General features: G+C 72.1%; 21 protein-coding genes and 1 tRNA gene. 15 read left to right on the plus strand and 7 right to left on the minus strand.

The annotated features are described in order from the left end of the window. Window positions 1–44: 44 nt before the first annotated feature. The gene (locus ACI2L3_RS03195) at window positions 45–236 is read left to right on the plus strand and encodes a hypothetical protein (protein WP_362987714.1); all 192 of its coding nucleotides are present in this window, start codon (window positions 45–47) and stop codon (window positions 234–236) included. Here the strand turns inward: ACI2L3_RS03195 and ACI2L3_RS03200 are convergent. Beyond that, on the minus strand, window positions 226–963 hold the full coding sequence (locus tag ACI2L3_RS03200; RefSeq protein ID WP_404750551.1) for an aspartate/glutamate racemase family protein: 738 nt from the start codon (window positions 961–963) through the stop codon (window positions 226–228). The genes ACI2L3_RS03195 and ACI2L3_RS03200 overlap by 11 nt on opposite strands. Beyond that, entirely contained in the window at window positions 960–1,793 is an 834-nt protein-coding gene (locus ACI2L3_RS03205) for a decarboxylase (RefSeq protein WP_404750552.1), read from the minus strand. The genes ACI2L3_RS03200 and ACI2L3_RS03205 overlap by 4 nt, the downstream gene beginning before the upstream one ends. A gap of 286 nt (window positions 1,794–2,079) precedes the next feature. Here ACI2L3_RS03205 and ACI2L3_RS03210 point away from each other — a divergent pair, with 286 nt between their 5' ends. Then, the gene (locus ACI2L3_RS03210) at window positions 2,080–3,057 is read left to right on the plus strand and encodes a D-2-hydroxyacid dehydrogenase (protein WP_404750553.1); all 978 of its coding nucleotides are present in this window, start codon (window positions 2,080–2,082) and stop codon (window positions 3,055–3,057) included. Window positions 3,058–3,127: 70 nt separating this feature from the next. After that, complete coding sequence (locus tag ACI2L3_RS03215; RefSeq protein WP_404750554.1) at window positions 3,128–4,546, plus strand: amidase; 1,419 nt, start codon at window positions 3,128–3,130, stop codon at window positions 4,544–4,546. On the opposite strand, the gene ACI2L3_RS03220 is transcribed toward ACI2L3_RS03215, so the two are convergent. Next, complete coding sequence (locus ACI2L3_RS03220; protein WP_404750555.1) at window positions 4,533–5,033, minus strand: DUF3830 family protein; 501 nt, start codon at window positions 5,031–5,033, stop codon at window positions 4,533–4,535. The two genes, ACI2L3_RS03215 and ACI2L3_RS03220, sit on opposite strands and share 14 nt — an antisense overlap. Before the next feature lie 109 nt (window positions 5,034–5,142). Here ACI2L3_RS03220 and ehuB point away from each other — a divergent pair, with 109 nt between their 5' ends. The 12 genes from ehuB (at window position 5,143) to ACI2L3_RS03280 (ending at window position 16,218) form a co-directional block, all read left to right on the plus strand. Then, on the plus strand, window positions 5,143–6,075 hold the full coding sequence (gene ehuB / locus ACI2L3_RS03225) for an ectoine/hydroxyectoine ABC transporter substrate-binding protein EhuB (RefSeq protein ID WP_404750556.1): 933 nt from the start codon (window positions 5,143–5,145) through the stop codon (window positions 6,073–6,075). Then, window positions 6,075–6,806, plus strand: coding sequence for an ectoine/hydroxyectoine ABC transporter permease subunit EhuC (gene ehuC, locus ACI2L3_RS03230; RefSeq protein ID WP_404750705.1), 732 nt, complete (start codon window positions 6,075–6,077; stop codon window positions 6,804–6,806). The genes ehuB and ehuC overlap by 1 nt, the downstream gene beginning before the upstream one ends. Continuing rightward, window positions 6,803–7,450 carry an ectoine/hydroxyectoine ABC transporter permease subunit EhuD gene (gene ehuD, locus ACI2L3_RS03235; RefSeq protein WP_404750557.1) on the plus strand — a complete coding sequence of 216 codons (648 nt, stop codon included), beginning with the start codon at window positions 6,803–6,805 and terminating at the stop codon, window positions 7,448–7,450. The genes ehuC and ehuD overlap by 4 nt, the downstream gene beginning before the upstream one ends. Then, window positions 7,440–8,255, plus strand: coding sequence for an ectoine/hydroxyectoine ABC transporter ATP-binding protein EhuA (gene ehuA, locus ACI2L3_RS03240; protein WP_404750558.1), 816 nt, complete (start codon window positions 7,440–7,442; stop codon window positions 8,253–8,255). The genes ehuD and ehuA overlap by 11 nt, the downstream gene beginning before the upstream one ends. A 169-nt stretch (window positions 8,256–8,424) precedes the next feature. After that, the gene (locus ACI2L3_RS03245; protein WP_404750559.1) at window positions 8,425–9,192 is read left to right on the plus strand and encodes an IclR family transcriptional regulator; all 768 of its coding nucleotides are present in this window, start codon (window positions 8,425–8,427) and stop codon (window positions 9,190–9,192) included. A gap of 61 nt (window positions 9,193–9,253) precedes the next feature. Continuing rightward, window positions 9,254–9,327 (plus strand) — tRNA-Lys (locus ACI2L3_RS03250). 141 nt (window positions 9,328–9,468) lie between these two features. Further along, the gene (locus tag ACI2L3_RS03255; protein ID WP_404750560.1) at window positions 9,469–10,155 is read left to right on the plus strand and encodes a DedA family protein; all 687 of its coding nucleotides are present in this window, start codon (window positions 9,469–9,471) and stop codon (window positions 10,153–10,155) included. Between the two features lie 22 nt (window positions 10,156–10,177). Continuing rightward, window positions 10,178–11,320: a sensor histidine kinase gene (locus ACI2L3_RS03260; protein WP_404750561.1), complete on the plus strand. Its 1,143-nt coding sequence runs from the start codon at window positions 10,178–10,180 to the stop codon at window positions 11,318–11,320. Continuing rightward, window positions 11,311–11,955: a response regulator gene (locus tag ACI2L3_RS03265; protein ID WP_398298080.1), complete on the plus strand. Its 645-nt coding sequence runs from the start codon at window positions 11,311–11,313 to the stop codon at window positions 11,953–11,955. Before ACI2L3_RS03260 ends, ACI2L3_RS03265 begins: the two co-directional genes overlap by 10 nt. Window positions 11,956–12,061: 106 nt before the next feature. Then, a complete protein-coding gene (locus ACI2L3_RS03270; RefSeq protein ID WP_404750706.1) occupies window positions 12,062–13,342 on the plus strand; it encodes a sensor histidine kinase in 1,281 nt (426 codons plus the stop codon). Beyond that, a complete protein-coding gene (locus ACI2L3_RS03275; RefSeq protein WP_404750562.1) occupies window positions 13,236–13,943 on the plus strand; it encodes a response regulator in 708 nt (235 codons plus the stop codon). The genes ACI2L3_RS03270 and ACI2L3_RS03275 overlap by 107 nt, the downstream gene beginning before the upstream one ends. Before the next feature lie 166 nt (window positions 13,944–14,109). After that, on the plus strand, window positions 14,110–16,218 hold the full coding sequence (locus tag ACI2L3_RS03280; RefSeq protein WP_404750563.1) for an MMPL family transporter: 2,109 nt from the start codon (window positions 14,110–14,112) through the stop codon (window positions 16,216–16,218). On the opposite strand, the gene ACI2L3_RS03285 is transcribed toward ACI2L3_RS03280, so the two are convergent. The 4 genes from ACI2L3_RS03285 to ACI2L3_RS03300 form a co-directional block, all read right to left on the minus strand. After that, window positions 16,193–16,507, minus strand: coding sequence for a hypothetical protein (locus ACI2L3_RS03285; RefSeq protein WP_404750564.1), 315 nt, complete (start codon window positions 16,505–16,507; stop codon window positions 16,193–16,195). The two genes, ACI2L3_RS03280 and ACI2L3_RS03285, sit on opposite strands and share 26 nt — an antisense overlap. Before the next feature lie 93 nt (window positions 16,508–16,600). Further along, entirely contained in the window at window positions 16,601–17,257 is a 657-nt protein-coding gene (locus ACI2L3_RS03290; protein WP_404750565.1) for a LuxR C-terminal-related transcriptional regulator, read from the minus strand. Continuing rightward, window positions 17,239–18,537, minus strand: a complete 1,299-nt coding sequence (locus ACI2L3_RS03295; protein WP_404750566.1) for a sensor histidine kinase — start codon at window positions 18,535–18,537, stop codon at window positions 17,239–17,241. Before ACI2L3_RS03295 ends, ACI2L3_RS03290 begins: the two co-directional genes overlap by 19 nt. 558 nt (window positions 18,538–19,095) lie before the next feature. After that, window positions 19,096–20,757, minus strand: a complete 1,662-nt coding sequence (locus ACI2L3_RS03300; protein WP_404750567.1) for an AMP-binding protein — start codon at window positions 20,755–20,757, stop codon at window positions 19,096–19,098. Window positions 20,758–20,857: the final 100 nt, after the last annotated feature.

Raw genomic sequence — 20,857 nt, forward strand, 5'->3', positions numbered from 1 at the left:
ACCGCGTCACCTACGCGCCGCCCGCCGACGACACCCTCACCAAGATGGGCGACGCCGACGCCTTCCGCGCCACCCTCGCGCGGACCGTGGGCCGCGACCCGTACGGGCACGGCTCCACGCCCGTCAGGGACGACCCCGACCGCAGGGAGGCCACGGTCGACGGCGCCATAGTCCTGTACTACGTCTCCGGATCGGTCCAGACGTTAACGGTGGTCAGACTGATCCTCAGCCCGTGACCTGGACCAGCGGCTCCTTCGTGAACAGGAAGCCCAGCGCCGGCGCGTTCACCCTGCGCTGGGCCAGGCGCAGCGCCTCCCAGACGGTGACCTGGTTCGCCGTCAGGACCGGCTTGCCGAGCTCGGCCTCCAGGTCGCGGACGTACGCCGCCGTGTGCAGGGCCGTGTCCGGCAGGAGCACCGCCTGGGCGTCCGGGTGGTCGCCCGCGCGGGCCAGCGCGAAGACCTCGTCGCGGCCCCACGTGCCGACCTCCGCCGCCGTGACGATGCCGCTCCCCCGGGCCGACACGACCTCCACGCCCGCGTCCTTCAGGAACGCCGAGAAGAGCCCGGCCACGTCCTCGGGATACGTCGCCGCGACCGCGACCCGGGCCGCCCCCACCTCACGCGCGGCGTGGGCGAAGGCGAACGAGGTCGAGGAGGCGGGCAGGCCCGCCGTCATGGCCAGCTTGCGGACCTGGTCGTGGGCGCCGTCCCAGCCGAGGACGAAGCTGCCGCTGGTGCACGCCCACACCACCGCCTCGGCGCCGGAGAGCCGCAGCTCCTCGACGCCCGCGGCGAGCCGCGCGGCCGACCCCATCTCGAGGAGCGCGTCGACCCGGTGGGCGTCCTCGCCGATGTCGGTGTGGACGAGCTGCAGCCGGATGTCGCTGCCGAGCATCTGCTCCATGCGGGGGTATTCGTCCTCGGCCGAGTGCCCCGGGTAGAGAAATCCGAGTGCCGTCACGTCCAGCCTCCTCCTTCTGCGGGTGGTCCTTCGGGCAGGCCCTGCGGCGGTGCCGGCGGATTCAGCGGGCTGCTCGCGCCCGGCCGTGCCGTCGGATCGATCAGTGCCTGATAGGGCCCTACCGCACGGGTACCCAGCCGACGCAGCGCGGACCACATCGTCACCTGGTTCGCGGAGATCACCGGCATCCGCAGCTCCGCCTCCAGCTGCGGGATGACGTCGTACGTCGGCAGGTTCGTGCAGCTGATGAAGAGCAGGTCGACACCGCCGTCGCTGCCCAGGACCGCGCGGCGCGCCATGTCGGCCACGTCCCGGTAGGGAACCTTCCAGATGTGCCGGGTGAGGCCGAGATAGGCGCGCCCCGTGACGGCCACCTCCGCCGCCGCCAGGTACTCCTCCAGTGCCTTGGTGACCGACCAGGTGTAGGGCGTGACGAGCGCGATGCGCCGGGCGCCCAGTTCTTCGATGGCTTCCAGGAGCGCGCCCGACGTGGTCACCGAGGCGACCGCGCCCTCGCGCGTCATGGCCTCGCACATCGCGCGCTCGCCCGCGGTGCCGCCGACGAAACTGCCCGACGTACAGGCGTACGCGAGGACTTCGGGCTCGGCGGCGGTCAGCGCGCGGACCGCCTCGGCGAGTGTCTCGTGCTCGCTGACGAGGCGTGCCAGGTCGAGGCTGACCTCGACGGGCACGTACGGCGTACGGGTCAGATGGAGGGAGACCTCGTCGGGGATCCAGCGCCAGAGTTCGCGGTCGAGGACGAAGTCGAAGGGGGCGACGACACCGACACCACGTTGCGGGTGCGGTCCGCCGAGGAAAGAGACGTCCATGTGCAGTCCCCAAGTTCGTGCGTGTATTCAGGGACCGGCCCAGGGCCGGGGACGAGCGATGCCGGCGACGTGCCGGGACGTCGGGACGGGGAGATCCGCGCGCTGCCACGGAGCGTGTGAGCGGGCTGCACGGAGAGTACTGGTTCTTTGCACTGCCGGTACAGCAGTGCCTCTGTTGACGAAGGTAGGTTCGGGTGCGAGCGTGGTCAATCCGCACATCTCAGACGGCTGAGCCCGGTTTTGGACGCGGCTGAGCCGTACCTCCGAACAGGGAAGCGGAATCTCATTGCGAAACGGTGTCCCGTCGGTTTCCGAAACGACCGTCCTCGTCCTTGACGCCGCCCCACCGACCCCGCCGCCGCGCCTCGGGAGCCTGGCGGGGAAGGCCCGGGTCGAGCACGCCGACGCGACCACGCTGGCCGGCCGACTCCCGCTGGCCGACGTGCTGTTGGTGTGGGACTTCACCTCCGACGCGGTGCGCCGGGTCTGGCCGGGCGAGGGGCCGCGGCCGCGCTGGGTGCACACCGCGAGCGCGGGCGTCGACCACCTGATGTGTCCCGAACTCGCCGCGTCCGACACGGTGGTGACGAACGCCCGCGGTGTCTTCGACCGGCCCATCGCCGAGTACGTGGCCGCGCTGGTGCTCGCCATGGCCAAGGACCTGCCGCACACGCTCGAGCTGCAACGGGAGCGTTCCTGGCGCCACCGCGAGACCCAGCGGATCGCGGGCACGCGCGCGTGCGTGGTCGGCTCCGGGCCCATCGGGCGGGCCATCGTGCGGATGCTGAAGGGGCTCGGCATCATCACCGCCCTGGTGGGCCGCACGGCGCGGCCCGGGGTGCACGGCGCCGACGAGCTCGACCGGCTGATGGCGCGGGCCGACTGGGTGGTGTGCGCGGCGCCGCTCACGGACGACACGCGCGGCATGTTCGACGCCCGGCGCTTCGGCGTCATGCAGCCCTCTGCGCGGTTCATCAACATCGGGCGCGGGCTCCTCGTCGTCGAGGCCGACCTGGTGGAGGCCCTGTCCAAACGGTGGATCGCGGGCGCCGCCCTCGACGTGTTCGAGCACGAGCCGCTGCCCGCGGACAGCCCGCTGTGGACGGCGCCGGGCCTGCTCGTCTCCCCGCACATGAGCGGCGACACGGTGGGCTGGCGCGACGAGCTCGGCGCGCAGTTCGTCGGGCTGTACGAGGAGTGGGCGGCGGGCCGGCCGCTGACGAACGTGGTCGACAAAGAACGTGGGTATGTCCCAGGTCATTGATCACCCGGTCCCTCCCCCTGACAGCCCCGCCTCTCCCTCCGATCGCCCCGTCTGCTTCTGAGGAGCCTGCATGACCGAGCTCACGGATCTCACCGCGGTACAACTCGTCGACGGCTATCGCAAGGGCCGATTCAGCCCGGTCGACGCGGTACGGGCGGTGCTGCGCCGGGCCGAGGAGACACAGCCGGCGGTGAACGCGTTCGTGCGGATCGAGGCGGAGCGGGCGCTGGCGCAGGCCGAGGCCAGTGCGGAGCGGTGGCGGCGGGGCGAGCCGCAGGGTCTGGTGGACGGCGTGCCGGTGTCGGTGAAGGATCTGCTTCTGCTGCGCGGCGGGCCGACGCTGCGCGGCTCGCGGACGGTGCGTCCGGAGGGGAAGTGGAACGAGGACGCGCCCTCGGTGGCCCGGCTGCGCGAGCACGGCGCCGTGTTCGTCGGCCGCACGACGACCCCGGAGTTCGGGTGGAAGGGCGTGACGGACAGCCCGCAGAGCGGCATCACCCGCAATCCGTACGATCCGTCGCGCACCTCCGGCGGTTCCAGCGGGGGCAGCGCGGTCGCCGTGGCGGTCGGCGCGGGCCCGCTGTCGCTCGGTACGGACGGCGGTGGTTCGGTGCGGATCCCGGCGGCGTTCTGCGGGATCTTCGCGCTGAAGCCGACGTACGGGCGGGTGCCGCTGTATCCCGCGAGCCCCTTCGGGACGCTCGCCCATGTGGGGCCGATGACGCGGGACGCGGCGGACGCGGCGCTGATGATGGACGTGATCACGGGCCCCGACGTCCGCGACTGGTCCCAACTCGGCGCGCTCGGCGGGAGTTTCAGGGACAGCCTGGGCGATGGCGTGCACGGTCTGCGCGTCGCCTACTCGGCCTCGCTCGGCGGGCAGGTCGCGGTGCGGCCGGCCGTCGCGGCGGCCGTGCGGAGGGCGGTGGAGTCGCTGGCGGCGCAGGGCGCGTACGTCGAGGAGGCCGACCCCGACTTCACGGAGCCGGTGGAGGCGTTCCACACGCTGTGGTTCAGCGGGGCGGCGCGCGTCGTGCACCATCTCTCGCCCGAGCAGCGTGAGTTGCTGGATCCGGGGCTGCGGGAGATCTGCGCGCAGGGGGCGCGGTACAGCGCGCTGGACTACCTGGAGGCGGTCGACGTCCGGATGGATCTCGGGCGCCGCATGGGGCAGTTCCACTCGACGTACGACCTGCTGGTCACGCCGACGCTGCCGGTCACCGCGTTCGAGGCGGGAGCCGAGGTGCCGAAGGGGTCCGGGCACCGGCGCTGGACGGGGTGGACCCCGTTCACGTACCCCTTCAACCTGACGCAGCAGCCCGCGGCGACGGTGCCCTGCGGGGTGGACGAGGACGGGTTGCCCGTGGGCGTGCAGCTGGTGGCCGCGCGCCACGCGGACCCGGTGGTGCTCCGTGCGGCGCACGCGCTGTACGAGGCGGGGGCCGGCGGGATCGCACCGCCCCCGCGGGCCGGGGCTACAGCCTCCTGAAGTTCAGCGTCTCGCCCTGCGCGCCCGTGCGCCACAGGTCGTTGCAGGCCTCGGCCATCCGGTCGAGGCCTTCGACGATCCGGCCCCAGACGATGCCGGGGACCCAGCCGACGTCGCCGTTCAGGAGCAGATTGTTCCGTTCGTAGAAGAGGGCGAGGTCGACGACGGTGGTGCCCGCCTTCACGTCGGCCTCCGCCTCGTATCCGTACGCCTGGGTGCCCAGTTCCGTACCGGAGAAGGAGAAATAACAGAGATCTCCCGGGATGGGGGTGACTGTCGGGTTCTCCAGGGGCGGCTCGCGGTCCGCGAACGCCGGGAAGAGGGCGTAGATCTCATTGCGCGCGTACTTCGCGTGGTAGACGTCCGAGCCGAGCGGGAGTGCCTCCCACACCGCCGCGCAGGTCACCGGGGCCCGGTCGTCGAGCAGTTCGGCCGTGCACTGGACTCCCCGCTTCGCGAGGGAGACTTCGATGAATCGCTCTGCCATGTGCCCCATGCTCCTCCCTGGTTCACTCCCTTGGTCAAGAGCACAACGATTGCATCAGGGGCCTGAATTCGTCGGCATATCTCGCTTCGAGTCGGGTAGCCGCGCGCCCATGGCTCCACCACTTGGGAACAACGAGGGTTTCATCGGCAGAGCGGTTCGCCGCCGCGCCCTGCTCGCCGGAGCGGGCGGGGCGGCTCTGGGCACATTCGGGGTCTCGGCGTGCAGCCGGGTTCCGGAGGAGGGGAAGGTTGAGGGGGGCGATCTGCTGGACCGCCTGCGCGACAGCGGTACGGTCAGGATCGGTGTCGCGGGCGAGGTCCCGTTCGGCTACATCGACGAGAACGGCGAGGTCACCGGCGAGGCCCCGGCCATCGCCAAGGTCATTTTTCCCCGTCTCGGCGTGCCGAAGGTCAAGGCGGTGCCCACCAAGTTCGGTGCGCTGATCCCCGGGCTCACACAGGCCCGGCAGTTCGACGTGGTGTCGGCGGGCATGTACATCAACCCGACGCGGTGCGAGCAGGTCCTCTTCTCGGACCCCGACTACCTCATGCTCGACTCCTTCATCGTGAAGAAGGGCAACCCGCACGGCATCAAGGACTACGACGACATCGCCAAAAAGGGCCTGAAGCTGGCGAGCGGCACCGCCTACGCGGAGATCGACTACGCCAAGGCCGCCGGTGTGAAGTCCGTCCTCGTCCTGCCCGACCAGGTGGCGGGGCTCGACGCCGTGGCCCAGGGCCGCGTCGACGCCTTCGCCGGCACCAACGTCACCGTGCGCACGGTGATCAAGGGGAACCAGCGGGTCGAGGCGACGGAACCGTTCCAGCCCATGGTCGACGGCAAAGAGGCGTACGGCGCGGGCGGTTTCGCCTTCCGGCTCTCCGAGAAGAACCTGCGGGACGCCTTCAACAAGGAGCTGCACAAGCTCAAGGAGAGCGGCGAACTCCTGCGCATCGTCAAGCCGTTCGGCTTCACCGCGGCGGAGATGACGGATCTGACCCTGCGGAAGCTGTGTCCCCCGGCGAAGGGCGTCTCCTCATGATGTCGTCGGAGTTCTTCGGGAACTGGTTCCTGCCCGGCATCTGGATCACCGTCCAGGTCACGTTCTACAGCGCCGCCCTCGCCTTCGTGATCGCCTTCCCGATCGGCGTGCTGCGCACCAACCGGCTCTGGATCGTGCGGTTCCTCGCCGGGGCCTACTTCGAGATCTTCCGCAGCACGTCGTCGCTGGTCTTCATGTTCTGGATCGCGTTCACCGTGCCGCCGGTCTTCAACATCAGTTTCCAGCCGATGTTCGCGGGCGTACTCGCCCTCGGCATCACCTACGGCGCGTACGCCTCCGAAATCGTGCGCGGGGCGCTCGCCGCGGTGCCACCCGCGCAGCGCGAGGCGGGCATCGCCCTGAACTTCACGCCGCTGCAGCGGCTGCGCCGCATCGAACTGCCGCAGGCCTGGCCGGAGATGATCCCGCCCTTCAACAACCTGCTGATCGAGCTGCTCAAGGGCACGTCACTGGTCTCCCTCATCGCGGTGGCCGACATGACCTTCGCCGGTGACCTGCTGCGGCTGGTCAAGAACGAGAGCGCGCCGATCTACACGCTGCTGCTCGCCCTGTACTTCGTCCTCGCGTTCATCCTGACCCGCGGCATGCGGCTCCTGGAGCGGCACGCCAAGAAACGGGTGGGCCAGGCGCCCGAGAAGACGGGCCTGTTCAGCGGGATGCGCGCCAAGTCGTCGATCGACGTCGTCGCCGGTACGGGGGGTGCCAAGTGAACTGGAACTGGTCGCACGTCGACGACTTCATGCCGCTCTTCTGGGACGGCCTGGAGCTCACCCTCAAGGCGCTGTTCTTCGGCACCCTGATCGCCTTCTCGCTCGGTCTGGTCTGGGCGGTCGCCCAGCGGTCGGAGAAGAAGTGGATCCGGTGGCCGGTCACGGTCGTCACCGAGTTCATCCGGAACACCCCGCTCCTGGTGCAGCTGTTCTTCCTGTTCTACGTGGTGCCGGAGTGGGGCCCCTCGATGTCCCCGCTCACCACGGGCATCGTCGGCCTCGGGCTGCACTACTCGACGTACACCTCGGAGGTCTACCGGGCGGGCATCGAGGGTGTGCCGGCCGGTCAGTGGGAGGCGGCGACCGCGCTCAGCCTCTCCAAGCGCCGCACCTGGACGTCCGTGATCCTGCCGCAGGCGGTGCGCCGGGTGATCCCCGCGCTCGGCAACTACGTGATCGTCATGCTGAAGGAGTCGCCGCAGATGGCGGCCATCGGCGCGCTCGACATGCTGGGCCAGGCCCAGGGCTACAGCCAGACGACCTTCACCTACGAGGCGATCAGCGTGGTCGGCGTCGCCTTCATCGTCATCGCCTACCCGGCCTCTCTTCTTCTGCGAGTTTTGGAGCGTCGCCTTGTCCGCTGACAGCAGCACTTCCCAGGAAATCGCCAACCCGGCCGTCGACGGCAGCGAACTGATCCGCTTCGACAAGGTCGTCAAGCGCTACGGCTCCAACGTCGTCCTCGACGAGCTGGACTTCTCCGTCGCGTCCGGCAAGCACGTGACGCTGATCGGCCCCTCCGGCTCCGGCAAGACCACCATCCTGCGGCTCCTGATGACGCTGGTGAAGCCGGAGCAGGGCACGATCAAGGTGGGCGGCAAGTACCTCACCCACGAGGAGAAGAACGGCAAGCTCGTCCCCGCGGGCGAGAAGCACGTCCGCGAGGTCCGCAAGAACATCGGGATGGTGTTCCAGCAGTTCAACCTCTTCCCGAACATGAAGGTGCTGCGGAACATCACCGAGGCGCCGGTCTCCGTGCTCGGCCTGTCCAAGGACGAGGCCGACGTGCGGGCCCGCGAACTGCTCGACCTGGTGGGGCTCGGCGACCGCTGCGACGCCTACCCGACGCAGCTCTCCGGCGGCCAGCAGCAGCGGGTCGCCATCGCGCGGGCCCTGGCGATGCGCCCGCAGGTGCTGCTGCTCGACGAGGTCACGTCCGCGCTCGACCCGGAGCTGGTGGCGGGCGTCCTCGACGTGCTCCGCGACATCGCGCACACCACCGACATCACGATGCTCTGCGTGACCCACGAGATGAACTTCGCCAGGGACATCTCGGACCAGGTGCTCATGTTCGACTCGGGCCGGGTCATCGAGTCCGGGACGCCGGAGAAGATCTTCACCGAACCCGAACACGACCGCACCCGGGAGTTCCTCAGCGCGGTGCTGTGACCGAACCAGGATTGGGGCATGACTGAGGCATATGCCAGAGTGGCGCGTTCCTGCGTACAGGGAAGGAGCGCGCCACCAATCCCCCCAACAGACGCTCCCAATACGTCACTTGACCGCTATCTTGGTACGAGGCCCAGCTGTCCGGAACCGTTGCACGCAGGGGGATGCCGTGGCGTTGCAGCACGAGGCGATCACGCCGCACCGCTCCGTACAGAGCGCCCTGCGGGTCCTCGAGACCGTCGCCCGGCACAGCAGCGGAGTGACCGCCGCCCGTATCGCCCGCGACACCGGACTGCCCGTCGACCGGCTGACACCGCTGCTGCGCATGCTGTGCAGTGAGGGGTACGTGGAGCAGCTCACCGACGACGCGACCGGGGCGTACGTCGCCGGGGAGACCCTAGACCGCCTCGGCTCGACCGAGGACCGCGCCGAGGCGCTCCGCGAGAAGCTCCGGCGCACGCTGGACGGACTGCGCGACTCCATCGGCGCCGCCGTCTACATCAGCCGGTACGTGGACGGCGAGATCCGCGTCACCGACTGCGCGGCGGGCCCCCGCACCCCCGCGGTCAACGAATGGGTCGACTTCCGCTCCTCCGCCCACGCCAGCGCGATCGGCAAGAGCCTGCTCACCCAGCTCGACGTGGACGGCCGCCGTGACCATCTCTCCCGGCACAAGATGGCGCGGCTCACGTCGCGGACCATCACCAACGAGCGCGTGCTGCTGAACCGCCTCGCCACCCAGCCCGCCACGGTCCCGGTCCTCGACCTCCAGGAGTACGCGGTCGGCACGGTGTGTGCCGCGGTTCCGATCACCGCGGGGGCCTCGGTGGGGTGCCTCGCCCTGTCCTTGCCGGTGGAGCACGCGCATCGCTTGCGCGAGGCCGCGGACACGCTTAACCGCCGGGCGGCGCCTGTGCTGCTGTCCCTGGCGATCTAGACCCCTCCGGAAGCGTGTCCTGAGCACCCCTGGGGACCAGGTATTATTTACTCGTCAGCAGGCGCCGCTAGCTCAGTTGGTTAGAGCAGCTGACTCTTAATCAGCGGGTCCGGGGTTCGAGTCCCTGGCGGCGCACTTGCGAATGCCGAAAGGGCGTTCCCGGTCTCCGGGGACGCCCTTTCGCATACCCCCCACCGGCAGGGTGCGGTTTTCCGCACCCCCATCCGACGGCAACCCCCATACCGCCGCTGACCTGCAATTTCTAGCGTGGCATCCATGGACCTCATGACTCTCGCCCTCCCCCAGGAACCCGCCGGCGGCATCGCAGGATGGGCCGCCGACCTCGTGGACACCCTGGGCGGCCCCGGCGCGGGGCTCGCCATCGCCCTGGAGAACCTCTTCCCGCCGCTGCCCAGCGAGGTGATCCTGCCGCTCACCGGCTTCGCCGCCGGGCAGGGAGTCATCAGCCTGGCCTCCGCGCTGTTCTGGACCACGCTCGGCTCGGTGGTCGGCGCGGCCGCCCTCTACGGCATCGGCGTCTGGTTCGGGCGCGAGCGCATGCACGCCCTGTGGGCGAAGCTGCCGCTGGTCAAGATCTCCGACCTGGAGCGCACCGAGGCGTGGTTCGCCAAGCACGGCACCAAGGCCGTCCTCCTCGGCCGGATGGTGCCGATCTTCCGCAGCCTGATCTCGGTACCGGCCGGCGTGGAACGCATGCGGCTGCCCGTCTTCCTCGCCCTCACCACGCTGGGCAGCCTGGTCTGGAACTCGGTGCTCGTCCTGGCCGGCTACTGGCTCGGCGACCAGTGGGACGTCGTCGAGGCGTATGTGGGGCTCCTCTCCAAGGCCGTCCTGGTCCTGGTCGTCGGGGCCGTAGCGGTGTACGTGGCGGTACGCGTACGGTCCCGCAACCGGCCCAGGTCCGGGTCCGGGTCCGAGGCCCGCCACCGCCGCACCCACTAGGGCTCGGCTAATGTCGGGCGATGTGAGGGAACCCGTTGCCGCGCCGTTGCTCATGCGGGTCTCCGGGGTGCTCGTCGGGTGCCTGACCGCCCTCCTCGGGCTGCTGTACTTCGTCGTCGCCGGCGCGGCCCTCGGCGCCTTCCTGCTCTGGCCCCGCACCCGCCGCCGCGCCCACGCCCTGCTCGCCGCGGGCGCCCGCAGGCTCACCGTCGTCGAGCGGTGGCGCCGGTCCCTCTTCTTCCACGACGCGTTCCCCGAGCACCGCGCCTCCGACCAGCAGATCCTGCGCTACCTCGCGGCCCGCACGTACTCCGGGCTGCTCTGCGCCGTCGTCGTCGGACTCGTCGACTTCGGGGCCGTCCTCGCGGGGATCTTCGCCGTGTCCCTCGCCAGGTCGTCGATGACCTGGGTGGACCTGCTGAGCCAGGTCGTCCTCGGCGGCACGCTGCTCTTCCTCGCAGTGCAGGGGCTGCGCGCCCTGACCGAACAGGACGCCCGGCTCGCCCGCGAGTGCTTCGGCCCCTCCGAGCGGGAGCTCCTCCAGCGCCGCATCGACGAGCTGGCCACCAGCCGCGCCGCGGTGGTCAGGGCGGTCGACGTGGAGCGGCGCCGCGTCGAGCGCGATCTGCACGACGGCGTCCAGCAGCGGCTCGTCGCGCTCGCCATGCTGCTCGGCAGGGCCCGCCGCGGCCGCACCCCCGAGCGGGCCGACGCCCTCCTCGAGCAGGCCCACAAGGAAGCCCAGGAAGTCCTCACCGAGCTGCGCGAGGTGGCCTGGCGGGTCTACCCCACCGCGCTCGACGGCCTCGGCCTGCGCGAGGCGCTCGGCGGGGTGTCGGAGCGGTGCGCGATCCCCGTACGCATGGAGTACGACGTACCGGACCCGCTGCCCTCCGCCGTCGAGACGGCCGCCTACTTCGTCGTGTCGGAGGCCGTGAACAACGCCGCCAAGCACTCGGCGGCCGATGAGGTCTTCGTCGGCATACGACAGCGGGGCGGGTACGTGTCCGTCGTCGTCCGCGACACCGGGACCGGCGGCGCCGACCCCACGGGCAGCGGCCTCACCGGACTGTTCAGCCGCGTCGCCGCGCTCGACGGGACACTGCACGTCGACAGCCCCCTCGGGGGACCCACCACGATCACCGCGGAGCTGCCGTGCGCGTAATCCTCGCCGAGGACTCGACCCTGCTGCGGGAGGGCCTGGTCAGGCTGCTCGCCGAGGAGGGCCACGAGGTCCTCGCCGCCGTGGGCGACGCCGACGCGCTGCTGCGCGAGGTCGCGGCGCACGAGCCGGACGTCGTCGTCACCGACATCCGGATGCCGCCGGACCACACCGACGAAGGCCTGCGCGCCGCGGTACGGATCCGCGAGCTGCGCCCGGAGATCGGCGTGGTCGTCCTCTCCCAGTACGTGGAGCGCAACTACGCGGCGCAGCTGCTCACGTCGAGCGCCGAGCGCGTCGGCTACCTCCTCAAGGACCGGGTCGCGCAGGTCGAGGAGTTCCTCGACGCGCTGGAGCGGGTCCATGCCGGGGGCGCCGCCATCGACCCCGAAGTCGTACGGCAGCTGCTCATCCGCACCACCCACGCCGACCCGCTGACCCGGCTCACGCCACGGGAACGCACCGTCCTCGAGGCGCTGGCCGAGGGCCACACCAACGCGGCCATCGGGCAGAAGCTGCACATCTCGCTGAGCGCGGTCGAGAAGAACCTCGCCGCGATCTTCGACAAGCTGGGACTCTCCCAGACGACGGGGTACAGCCGGCGGGTGCTTGCGGTGCTGCGGTATCTGGAGTCGTGAGGTGCTGGTGAGTCCGGGGGCGGATATCCCTCTCGCCGGTGAGGACGGTGGCGGGCGGGCGCGGTGATACTGGCGGCTCTCCCACCTGAGGAGCCGCCGTATGCGTATGTCCGGGGTCGCCCGGTTCGCCGCGCGGGCGCGGGCCGCTCCGCCGTGGGCCGTCGACACGGCGCTGGCCGCCGTCGTCCTGTTCGCCGTCTCGCTGCAGTTCCTCTTCCCCGACGAGGGCGGCGACGCGCTCTCCCCGGCCGGCTACCTGCTCGGCGCGGGCACCGCCGTGCCGCTGGTGTGGCGGCGCCGCGCGCCCTTCCTCGTCGCGTGCGCCGTCACCTGCTGCACGCCCGCCATGGCGGTGCACCACCGGCCGCCGCCGGACATCGTGTACGGCGGGCTCGTCGCGCTGTACACCGTGGCCGCCCTCGCCCGGCCCTGGCAGCGGCGCGTCATGCTCGCCGGGTGGCTGGTCGGCACGACGGTCACGATGGCGTTCCACGAGCGCGCGGAGCCCTACGAGTACCCCTTCCACCTGCTGAGCCTCGTCAGCGCGTACGCCCTCGGGTCCCTGGCCCGCGTACAGCGCGCGTACACCGCCGCCCTCGAGGACCGGGCGCGGCGCCTGGAACGGGAGCGGGCGAGCGAGACCGCACGGGCCGTCGCCCTCGAACGGGCCACCATCGCACGGGACATGCACGACATCCTCGCCCACGCGGTGAGCCTGATGGTGGTGCAGGCCGAGGCAGGGCCCGTGGTGGTGCGCACCGATCCGCCGCGCGCGGAGGCGGCGTTCGACGCGATCGCCTCGGCGGGACGCGACGCGATGGTCCAGCTGCGCCGCATCCTGGGCGTGCTCAGGGAGCCGGTACCGAGGGCATCCGGTGAACGCAGCCCGCAACCCTCCCTCGACGCCCTGCCCGGCCTGGTCGAGCAGGTCCGACTGGCGGGCCTGGAGGGCGAGTTGGTGGTCGCCGGGGTGCCGCACACGCTGAGCGCGGACGTCGAGGTCGCGGCGTACCGCATCGTCCAGGAGGCGCTGACGAACACGGTGAAGCACGCGCGGGCGACGCGGGTGTGCGTGCAACTGGAGTGGCGAGCGGGAGAGTTGCTCGTCACGGTGACCGATGACGGGCACGGTGAAGGTGACAGCGGTGGTGACGGTGGCGGGCACGGACTCGTCGGGGTTCGTGAGCGGGCCGCCGCGTGCGGAGGGCGCGCGGAGGCCGGGCCCGCCCCCGGTGGTGGATTCCGTGTCGTCGCGCGGCTGCCCACGGCATCCTTGGGGGATGAGCATCCGGGTGGTGGTCGCCGACGATCAGGAGCTGGTGCGCAGCGGCTTCTCGATGATCCTGGACGCGCAGCCGGACATCGAGGTGGTCGCGGAGGCGGGTGACGGCGCGGAAGCGGTCGCCGCGGTGCGATTGCACGCCCCCGACGTGCTGCTCCTGGACATCCGCATGCCCGGCATGGACGGCATCGAGGCGGCCCGCCGGGTCTGTTCGGCGTCCGGCTGCCGGGTCGTCATGCTGACCACCTTCGACCTGGACGAGTACGTGTACGACGCGCTGTACGCGGGCGCCAGCGGGTTCCTCCTCAAGGACGTCCGCAGGGACGACCTGGTGCACGCGGTGCGGGTCGTCGCGGCCGGTGAGTCGCTGCTCGCGCCGACGGTGACGCGGCGCCTGATCGCGGACATCGTGCGGCGCGGGCGGACCGCCCACGGCGTACGGGCCGGGGCGCCCGCCGCCCGTCTCTCCGCCCGCCTCTCCGCGCTCACCGCCCGCGAGGAGGAGACGCTGCGGCTGCTGGCCCGCGGTCTGACGAACGCGGAGATCGCCGCTTCCTTCGTGGTCAGCGAGCACACCGTGAAGACGCACGTCAGCAACGTCCTCTCGAAGCTGGCGCTGCGGGACCGGGTGCAGGCGGTCATCTGCGCGTATGAGACGGGGCTCGTCGTCGCGGGAGAAGGCGAGGGCGAGGGCGAGGGCTACTGAGCGGGGTCCCTCGGGAGGGGGAGGGCTCGCTCGTGCGGGGGAGGCGGCAGGACCGCTCCGCGCGGCGATCCGCGGTCGGTGTTCCGGGACGACGCTGAGTCGCGTACTTCCGGCAGCGGAGTACGCCCGGCAGCCGCGTACTTCCGGCAAACCCCAAGGAGCCGTCATGCTCGCCACCTTCGCCCGGGCGGCGACCCGCCGCCCGTTCACCGTGATCGCCGTCTGGGTCTGCCTGCTCGTCCTCGGACTCGGCTTCGGCAGCCGGGTGTTCGGGGACCTCACGTCGACCGTGGAGGACGTGCCGGGCAGCGAGTCCGTCGTCGCCGACGAACTCCTCGACGGCCTCGACCCGTCCGGCGCCACCGTCACCGCCGTCGTCTCGGGCGGCGGCGCGGTCGACCGGCCCGGCCTGCGCGCCGAGGTCGGCCGGGCCGTCGCGGACGTGCGCCGGCTGCCCGGTGTCGCGGAGGTGCCCGACCCGTACGCCACGCGCGGCCTGGTCGCGGACGACACCCGGGCGCTGCTCATCCCCGTCACCCTCAAGGGCGGCCTCGACGACGACGCCGAGGACGAGACGGTCGGCGACGCGGCCGACCGGCTCCGGCGGATCGACACGGCCGATGTGGCCGTCAGCGGCGGGCCGCTGCTCGGGGAGCAGATGGGGACGCGGGCCCAGGAGGACGTCGCGAAGGCGGAGTTGATCACCCTCCCCGCCGTGCTGCTGGTCCTGCTGCTCATCTTCGGCGGGCTGCGCGCGGCAGGGCTGCCGCTCCTCGTGACGGTCAGCGGCGTCGCCGGGGCCTTCCTGATCCTGTACGGATTCAGCCTGGTCACCGACATCTCCGTCTACGCCGTCCAGATCGTCACCATGCTCGGGCTCGGACTCGCCGTGGACTACGCCCTGTTGATGGTCGTCCGCTTCCGCGAGGAGCGGGCCCGGACGGCGGACGTGGCCGCGGCCGTGCACGCGACGGTGGCCCGCGCCGGGCGCACCGTCCTCTTCTCCGGCCTGACGGTCGCCATCAGCCTGTCGGGCCTGCTCTGGTTCCCCAGCCCGTTCCTCCGCAGCATGGGTCTCGCGGCCGGAGCCGTGGTGGTCGTCGACATGCTGGCGGCGCTGACGCTGCTCCCGGCGCTGCTGGCCCGCTTCGGGGGGAGGATCGCGGCCGCGGAGGCGGGGCGGAGCGGGGAGGTCTTCGCGCGGGTGGGGCGGTTCGCCGCCGGTCGGGCGGTCGCCGTGCTCGTGCTGGTGGGGGCCACTCTCATCGTCCTCGCCGTGCCCGCCTTCGGGATGCGCATCGGCATCGGCGACGCCCGGCAGCTGCCGCACGGCACCGAGGCCCGGCAGCTCTACGACACCGTGCGCGAGCACTATCCGCCGGAGACCGGCACCGACCCCGTCGGCGTCCTCCTCCGGCCCGGCGCCCCCGCAGACTGCGAGCGCGAGATCCGCGCGCTGCCCGGCATCGCGGCAGTCGAACGCCAACGCCTCTCCGACGGCACGGTCCTGCTCGAACTCACCCCGAAGGGCTCCGTCGACGGCCCGACCGCGACCGGCCTCGTCGAGCGCGTCCGCGACCTGCGCGGCGCCGAGCCGGTCCAGGTCACCGGCAACGCCGCCCGCCTGGTCGACTTCCGCTCGATGCTCGCCGAGCGCGCCCCCTGGGCCGTACTGACCGTTCTTGCCGGCCTGTTCAGCCTGCTCTTCGCCTTCACCGGGTCCGTCCTCATCCCCCTGCGCACCCTCACCACCACGCTGCTCAGCCTCGGCGCCGCGCTCGGCGTCGTCACCTGGGTCTTCCAGCACGGGCACGGGGCCTCGCTGCTCGGCGGCGAGGGGCTCGGCGCGCTGAGCCTGACGGCGCCGCCGCTCATCATCGCCATCGCGTTCGGGCTGGCCATGGACTACGAGCTGTTCATCCTGTCCCGGATGCGGGAGAGCTGGACGGAGACCGGCGACCACCGCACCGCGGTCGTCGAGGGCCTGCGCCGCTCCGGGCGCGTGGTCAGCTGCGCGGCGCTGCTCCTGGCCATCGTCTTCGCCGGGTTCATGACCGGGGGCTTCGCACCGATCCTGCAGATCGGGCTCGGTCTGACGCTGGCCGTCCTCATCGACGCCACCGTGGTCCGCATGTTCCTCGTCCCGGCGACGATGGCGCTGCTCGGGCGCCGTGCCTGGTGGGCACCGGGACCACTGCGCCGCCTCCACGAGCGTTATGGCGTACGGGAGTTCGCCCGCGAGCGGGAGGCTACGACAGTACGAACCCGTCCATGAACAGCGCCGCCGCGAGCCCCGCGGCCAGCAGCCAGGTGCCGAGCCTGGTGCGGCCGCGGCGGCTCAGCTCGATCACTCCGCCGCAGAGGATGAGCAGCAGGCCGTAGACCCCGACGACGAGCACGGAGGACCGGCTCGCCAGCCGCAGCGCGAGGACCACCGCCGCCGCGGCCATCAGCAGCGACGCCGCGGCGATGCGGGCGCGTCGGGCGCGGGCGGCGGGGGTGGGGGCGGTGGCGGTGACGGGGTGGTCGTCGGGGGCCGGGGCGGTCTGGTCGGGCGCGCTCATGTACGTGGATCGTAATCGGTCATGCGAGCGGTTTTACCGACTTGTATTCCTTCACCACGGATCCCTCACGACGGGTCTCTCGCTATGCCCCTTTCACGCCCGGAGATACGCGAGGACCGCGAGCACCCTGCGGTGCGTGCCGTCCGCAGGCGGCAGGTCCAGTTTCCCGAGGATGTTGCCGATGTGCTTGCCCACCGCCGCCTCTGAGACGACGAGTTCGGCGGCGATGGCCGCGTTCGACCTGCCCTCGGCGACGAGGCCGAGCACCTCGCGCTCGCGCGGCGTCAGCTGCTCCAGCGGGTCGCGGCGGCGGCGCAGCAACTGCCGTACGACCTCCGGGTCGACGACCGTGCCGCCCTCCGCCACCGTCATCAGCCCGTCGATGAACTGCTCGACCTGGCCCACCCGGTCCTTCAGCAGGTAGCCGACGCCCGTGCCGTCACCGGTGTCCAACAGCTCGGCCGCGTAGGCCCGTTGGACGTACTGGCTCAGCACGAGCACGGGCAGGGTCGGCCGCAGCGCCCGGAGCGCGACTGCCGCGCGCAGCCCCTCGTCCTGAAAGCCCGGCGGCATCCGTACGTCCGTCACGACGATGTCCGGGTCGTACGCCGACACGGCGTCCCGCAGCGCGTTCGCGTCGCCCACCGCGGCGACCGTCTCGTGCCCGAACCGGGCCAGCACGCCGACCAGCCCCTCCCGCAACAGCACGCTGTCCTCGGCGAGGACGACTCTCAGTCTTCTGCTTGGCAAGGGATCTCCACGGACAAGGTGGTCGGACCGCCCGGCGGGCCGGTGACCGTCAGTGTGCCATCGAGGACGGCGAGGCGGTCCGCGAGGCCGGTGAGCCCCGTGCCGCGGGACGGGTCGACGCCGCCGCGGCCGTCGTCGCGCACGTCTATGCGGAGGACGCCGTCCGTGTGGGCGGCGGTGATGCGGGCCCGGGTGGCACCGCTGTGCTTGCCGATGTTGGTGAGGGCCTCGCGGACGGCGAAGTACGCGGCGGACTCGACGGCTTCGGGCAGCCGGGGCAGTCGGGGTGGCGCACCCACCTCCGTCGGCACGGCCGAGCGGTCGGCGGCGTCCTCGATGGCCGCGGTGAGGCCGTAGTCGGCGAGGACCTGCGGGTGGATGCCGCGGATCAGCTCGCGGAGCTCGGTGAGGACGCGGCCCGCCTCGTCGTGCGCGGTGGCGAGCCGCCCGGCGAGCGGACTGCCCGCGGGCGCGTCGAGCCTGGCCAGCCCGAGGGTCATGGTGAGCGCGACGAGACGCTGCTGCGCCCCGTCGTGCAAGTCCCGCTCGATACGGCGGCGTTCGGCCTCGAAGGCGTCGACCAGGCGGGCCCGCGAACGGGTGACCTCCGCCAGGGCGTCCGCGGCCTCCGCCTCGCGCGGGGCGAGCAGGAACCGGGTGAACGCGGCACGGGCGGCGGCGTACGCGCCCAGCGGATACGCGAGGCCGAGGAGGAGAACGAGGCCGAGGAGCGCGGTGCCCCAGGCCGCCGGATACGTCTCCACGAGCCACAGCTTGCCGGGACGCACCCCTCCTGCCCCCGGACCGCCGCTCACGGCGAGGTGGGCGGGGGCGGCGAGGAGCAGCCCGGGCGCGGCCGCGGCACAGGCGAGGACGAGGAGGTCGAGCGGCCACAGGACGACGGCGAACAGCACGGCGTACGCGAGCTCGCGCCAGGTCGCCTGCTCCCTCACCCGCAGGCGGAACCAGGCGGGGACGCCGGGGGCGGCCGGCGTCCGGTGCGGGGAGGGCCCGGGGGCCCGGGCCGGCTCGACCAGCGGCACGCGACGGCGTTCGAGGGCGGCGACGGGGATGCCGGAGAGGGCGAGGGCGGCGAGGAGGGGGATGCCGATGAGTACGGGGGTGAGCAGGACCCCCACGGCAGCGAGAACGACCCCGAGGACGAGAATCCCGGCCCCGAGCAGACTCCCTCCCAACAGATACGCGGCACTGCGCCACGGCGCGGTGCTCCCCAAGTAACTCGACTTCCGCACCGCACGCGAGACGCTCCCCCGGGTCATGGGGCCACGGTAATCCGGCGGGTCACCTTGAGCGGCCCCACATGCCCGCACGATGGCGCCCCCCGGCGCCTCCTCACGCACGAACAGGCCCGCCGCTGCGCGGCGGATGTATCCCACCCACCCACCCGTTTGCCCCGCAACGTCCAGCGGGAGTAGGGGCAGGGCCGCGGAGGGTACGTACCAGGGAGCTGCGTTGCGGGGTGAACGGGCGGGCGGGTGGGCGGGAGGCATCCGCCGCGAAGCGGCGGGCACGGTGCTCCTACCCCGGCAGGGCGTCGCGGGGCAAACGGGCGGGTGGGCGGGAGGCATCCGCCGCGAAGCGGCGGGCACGGTGCTCCTACCCCGGCAGGGCGTTGCGGGGCGAACGGGCGGGCGGGTGGGAGGCATCCGCCGCGCAGCGGCGGGCACGGTGCTCCTACCCCGGCAGGGCGTTGCGGGGTGAACGGGCGGGTGGGTGGGGGCATCCGCCGCGCAGCGGCGGGCACGGTGCTCCTACCCCGGCAGGGCGTTGCAGGGTGAACGGGCGGGCGGGAGATCCGCCGCGGAGCCGCAGGCTCGTTACGGGGGTAGGAGAGTGTCGCGGCCGTGGGCGCGATAGGCCGCGCGGAGGGACGCCACGTCGGCGGGTGTCAGGCGGCGGTAGGACGAGGCCCCCGCAGGACGCCACCAGACGGGATCCCCGCACAGGAACGCCTCCCCCCGCAACAGCCCCCGCGCCACCTTGTTCGTCGCGGTCGTCGGCATCCGCCGGACCACCCGGACATAGCGAGGGGCCATCTTCGTCCCCAGGTCCGGTTGGGAGAGGAGGAACCGGGCGAAGGAGCGGGGGTCGAAGGGCACGTCCCGCGGGAGCGCCAGGGCCGCCATGACCTGGTCCCCCGCCACGGGATCCGGCACCGCGTACACGGCCACCGCCACCACCCCCTCGTACCGGGCGAGAATGTTCTCGATCATCGCCGCCGCCAGGTTCTCGCTGTCGACCCGCAGCCGGTCGTCCGTACGGCCCGCGAAGTAGAGGTGGCCGGCGGCGTCGCGGTAGAAGAGGTCGCCGGTCCAGTACCAGCCGTCGCGGCGGCGTTCCGCCTCGGCGGCCTCGTTGCGCCAGTAGCCCTCGAAGGGGTTCGGGCCGCGGTTGACCAGCTCGCCGATGGCGGACGTACCGTTCAGGAGGCGGCCGTCCGGAGAGAAGCGGGCCGGCTCGCACTCGCGCCGCGTCCGCGGGTCCACCACCGCGAGGTCGTCCCCGGGTGCCGCACGGCCGATCGCCCCGGCCGGTGTGCCGGGGGTGCGCTGGATGGCCGCGCCGCCCTCGGAGGAGCCGTAGCCCTCGACGAGCCGTACGCCGAACCGTTCCTCGAAGCGTGCCGCGTCCACCGCCCCCGCCTCGGTGCCGAAGCCGACCCGCAGCGGGTTCTCCCGGTCGTCGGGCCGCTCGGGCGTGGCCAGGATGTACTGGACCGCCCGGCCCACGTAGGTGAAGTACGTCGCGCCGAAGTCACGTACGTCGGAGAGGAAGTTGGACGCGGAGAAGCGGCTGCGCAGCGCCACGCCCGCCCCCGCGGCCAGCGCCGGCGCCCAGTCCGCGATCACGGCGTTGCCGTGGAACATGGGCATGCAGATGTAGTGGGTGTCGGAGGGCCGGACCCCGAAGTGGTCGACGAGGGAGCGGCCCGCCGCGGCGAGGCGGCCCTGGCTGCAGATCGCCGCTTTGGGCGCGCCGGTCGAACCGGAGGTGAAGTAGAGGAGCATGCGGCTGTCGGGGCGCACGGTCCGTGCGATCTCCGGTTTCGCGTCGGCGTACGGGGCCAGCATTTCGGTGTAGGCCTCGGTGTCGGTCACGAGGACGCGTACGCCCGGGAGTTCGATGCCGTCGAGGAGCGGCAGGTGCGCCCGTTCCGTCACGAGGACCGCGCACTCGGTGTGCAGGATGTCGCGGGCCAGCTCCGCGCCGCGCCGCGTGGGGTTGATGCCCGCCACCGCCGCCCCGGCGAGCGCCGCCGCACTCAGCCACAGGGGGAACTCGGGGGTGTTGTCGAGCAGGACACCGATGTTCGGCTCGCCGTGCCGTGGCAGCAGGTCGGCGAGGAGCGCGGCCCGCGCCGCCGCGCCCGCCGTCACCTGGTGGTGGCTCAGCCGGCCGCCCGCGTGGCGCAGGCCGGTGCGGTGGTCGCCCCACCGCGCCTGTACGAGTTCCGCGACCGTGGTGCCGGTGCTCTTCATGGCCGCGCACGGTAATTGATGGGGCGTCACATGGCGAGACCGGCGTCTGCCCATGTGCGGCCCCGTGCACGCCGTATGGTCGGCACGGCGTGCACGGAAC

The sequence above is a fragment of the Streptomyces sp. NPDC029674 genome, from assembly GCF_044903205.1.
Classification (GTDB): domain Bacteria; phylum Actinomycetota; class Actinomycetes; order Streptomycetales; family Streptomycetaceae; genus Streptomyces.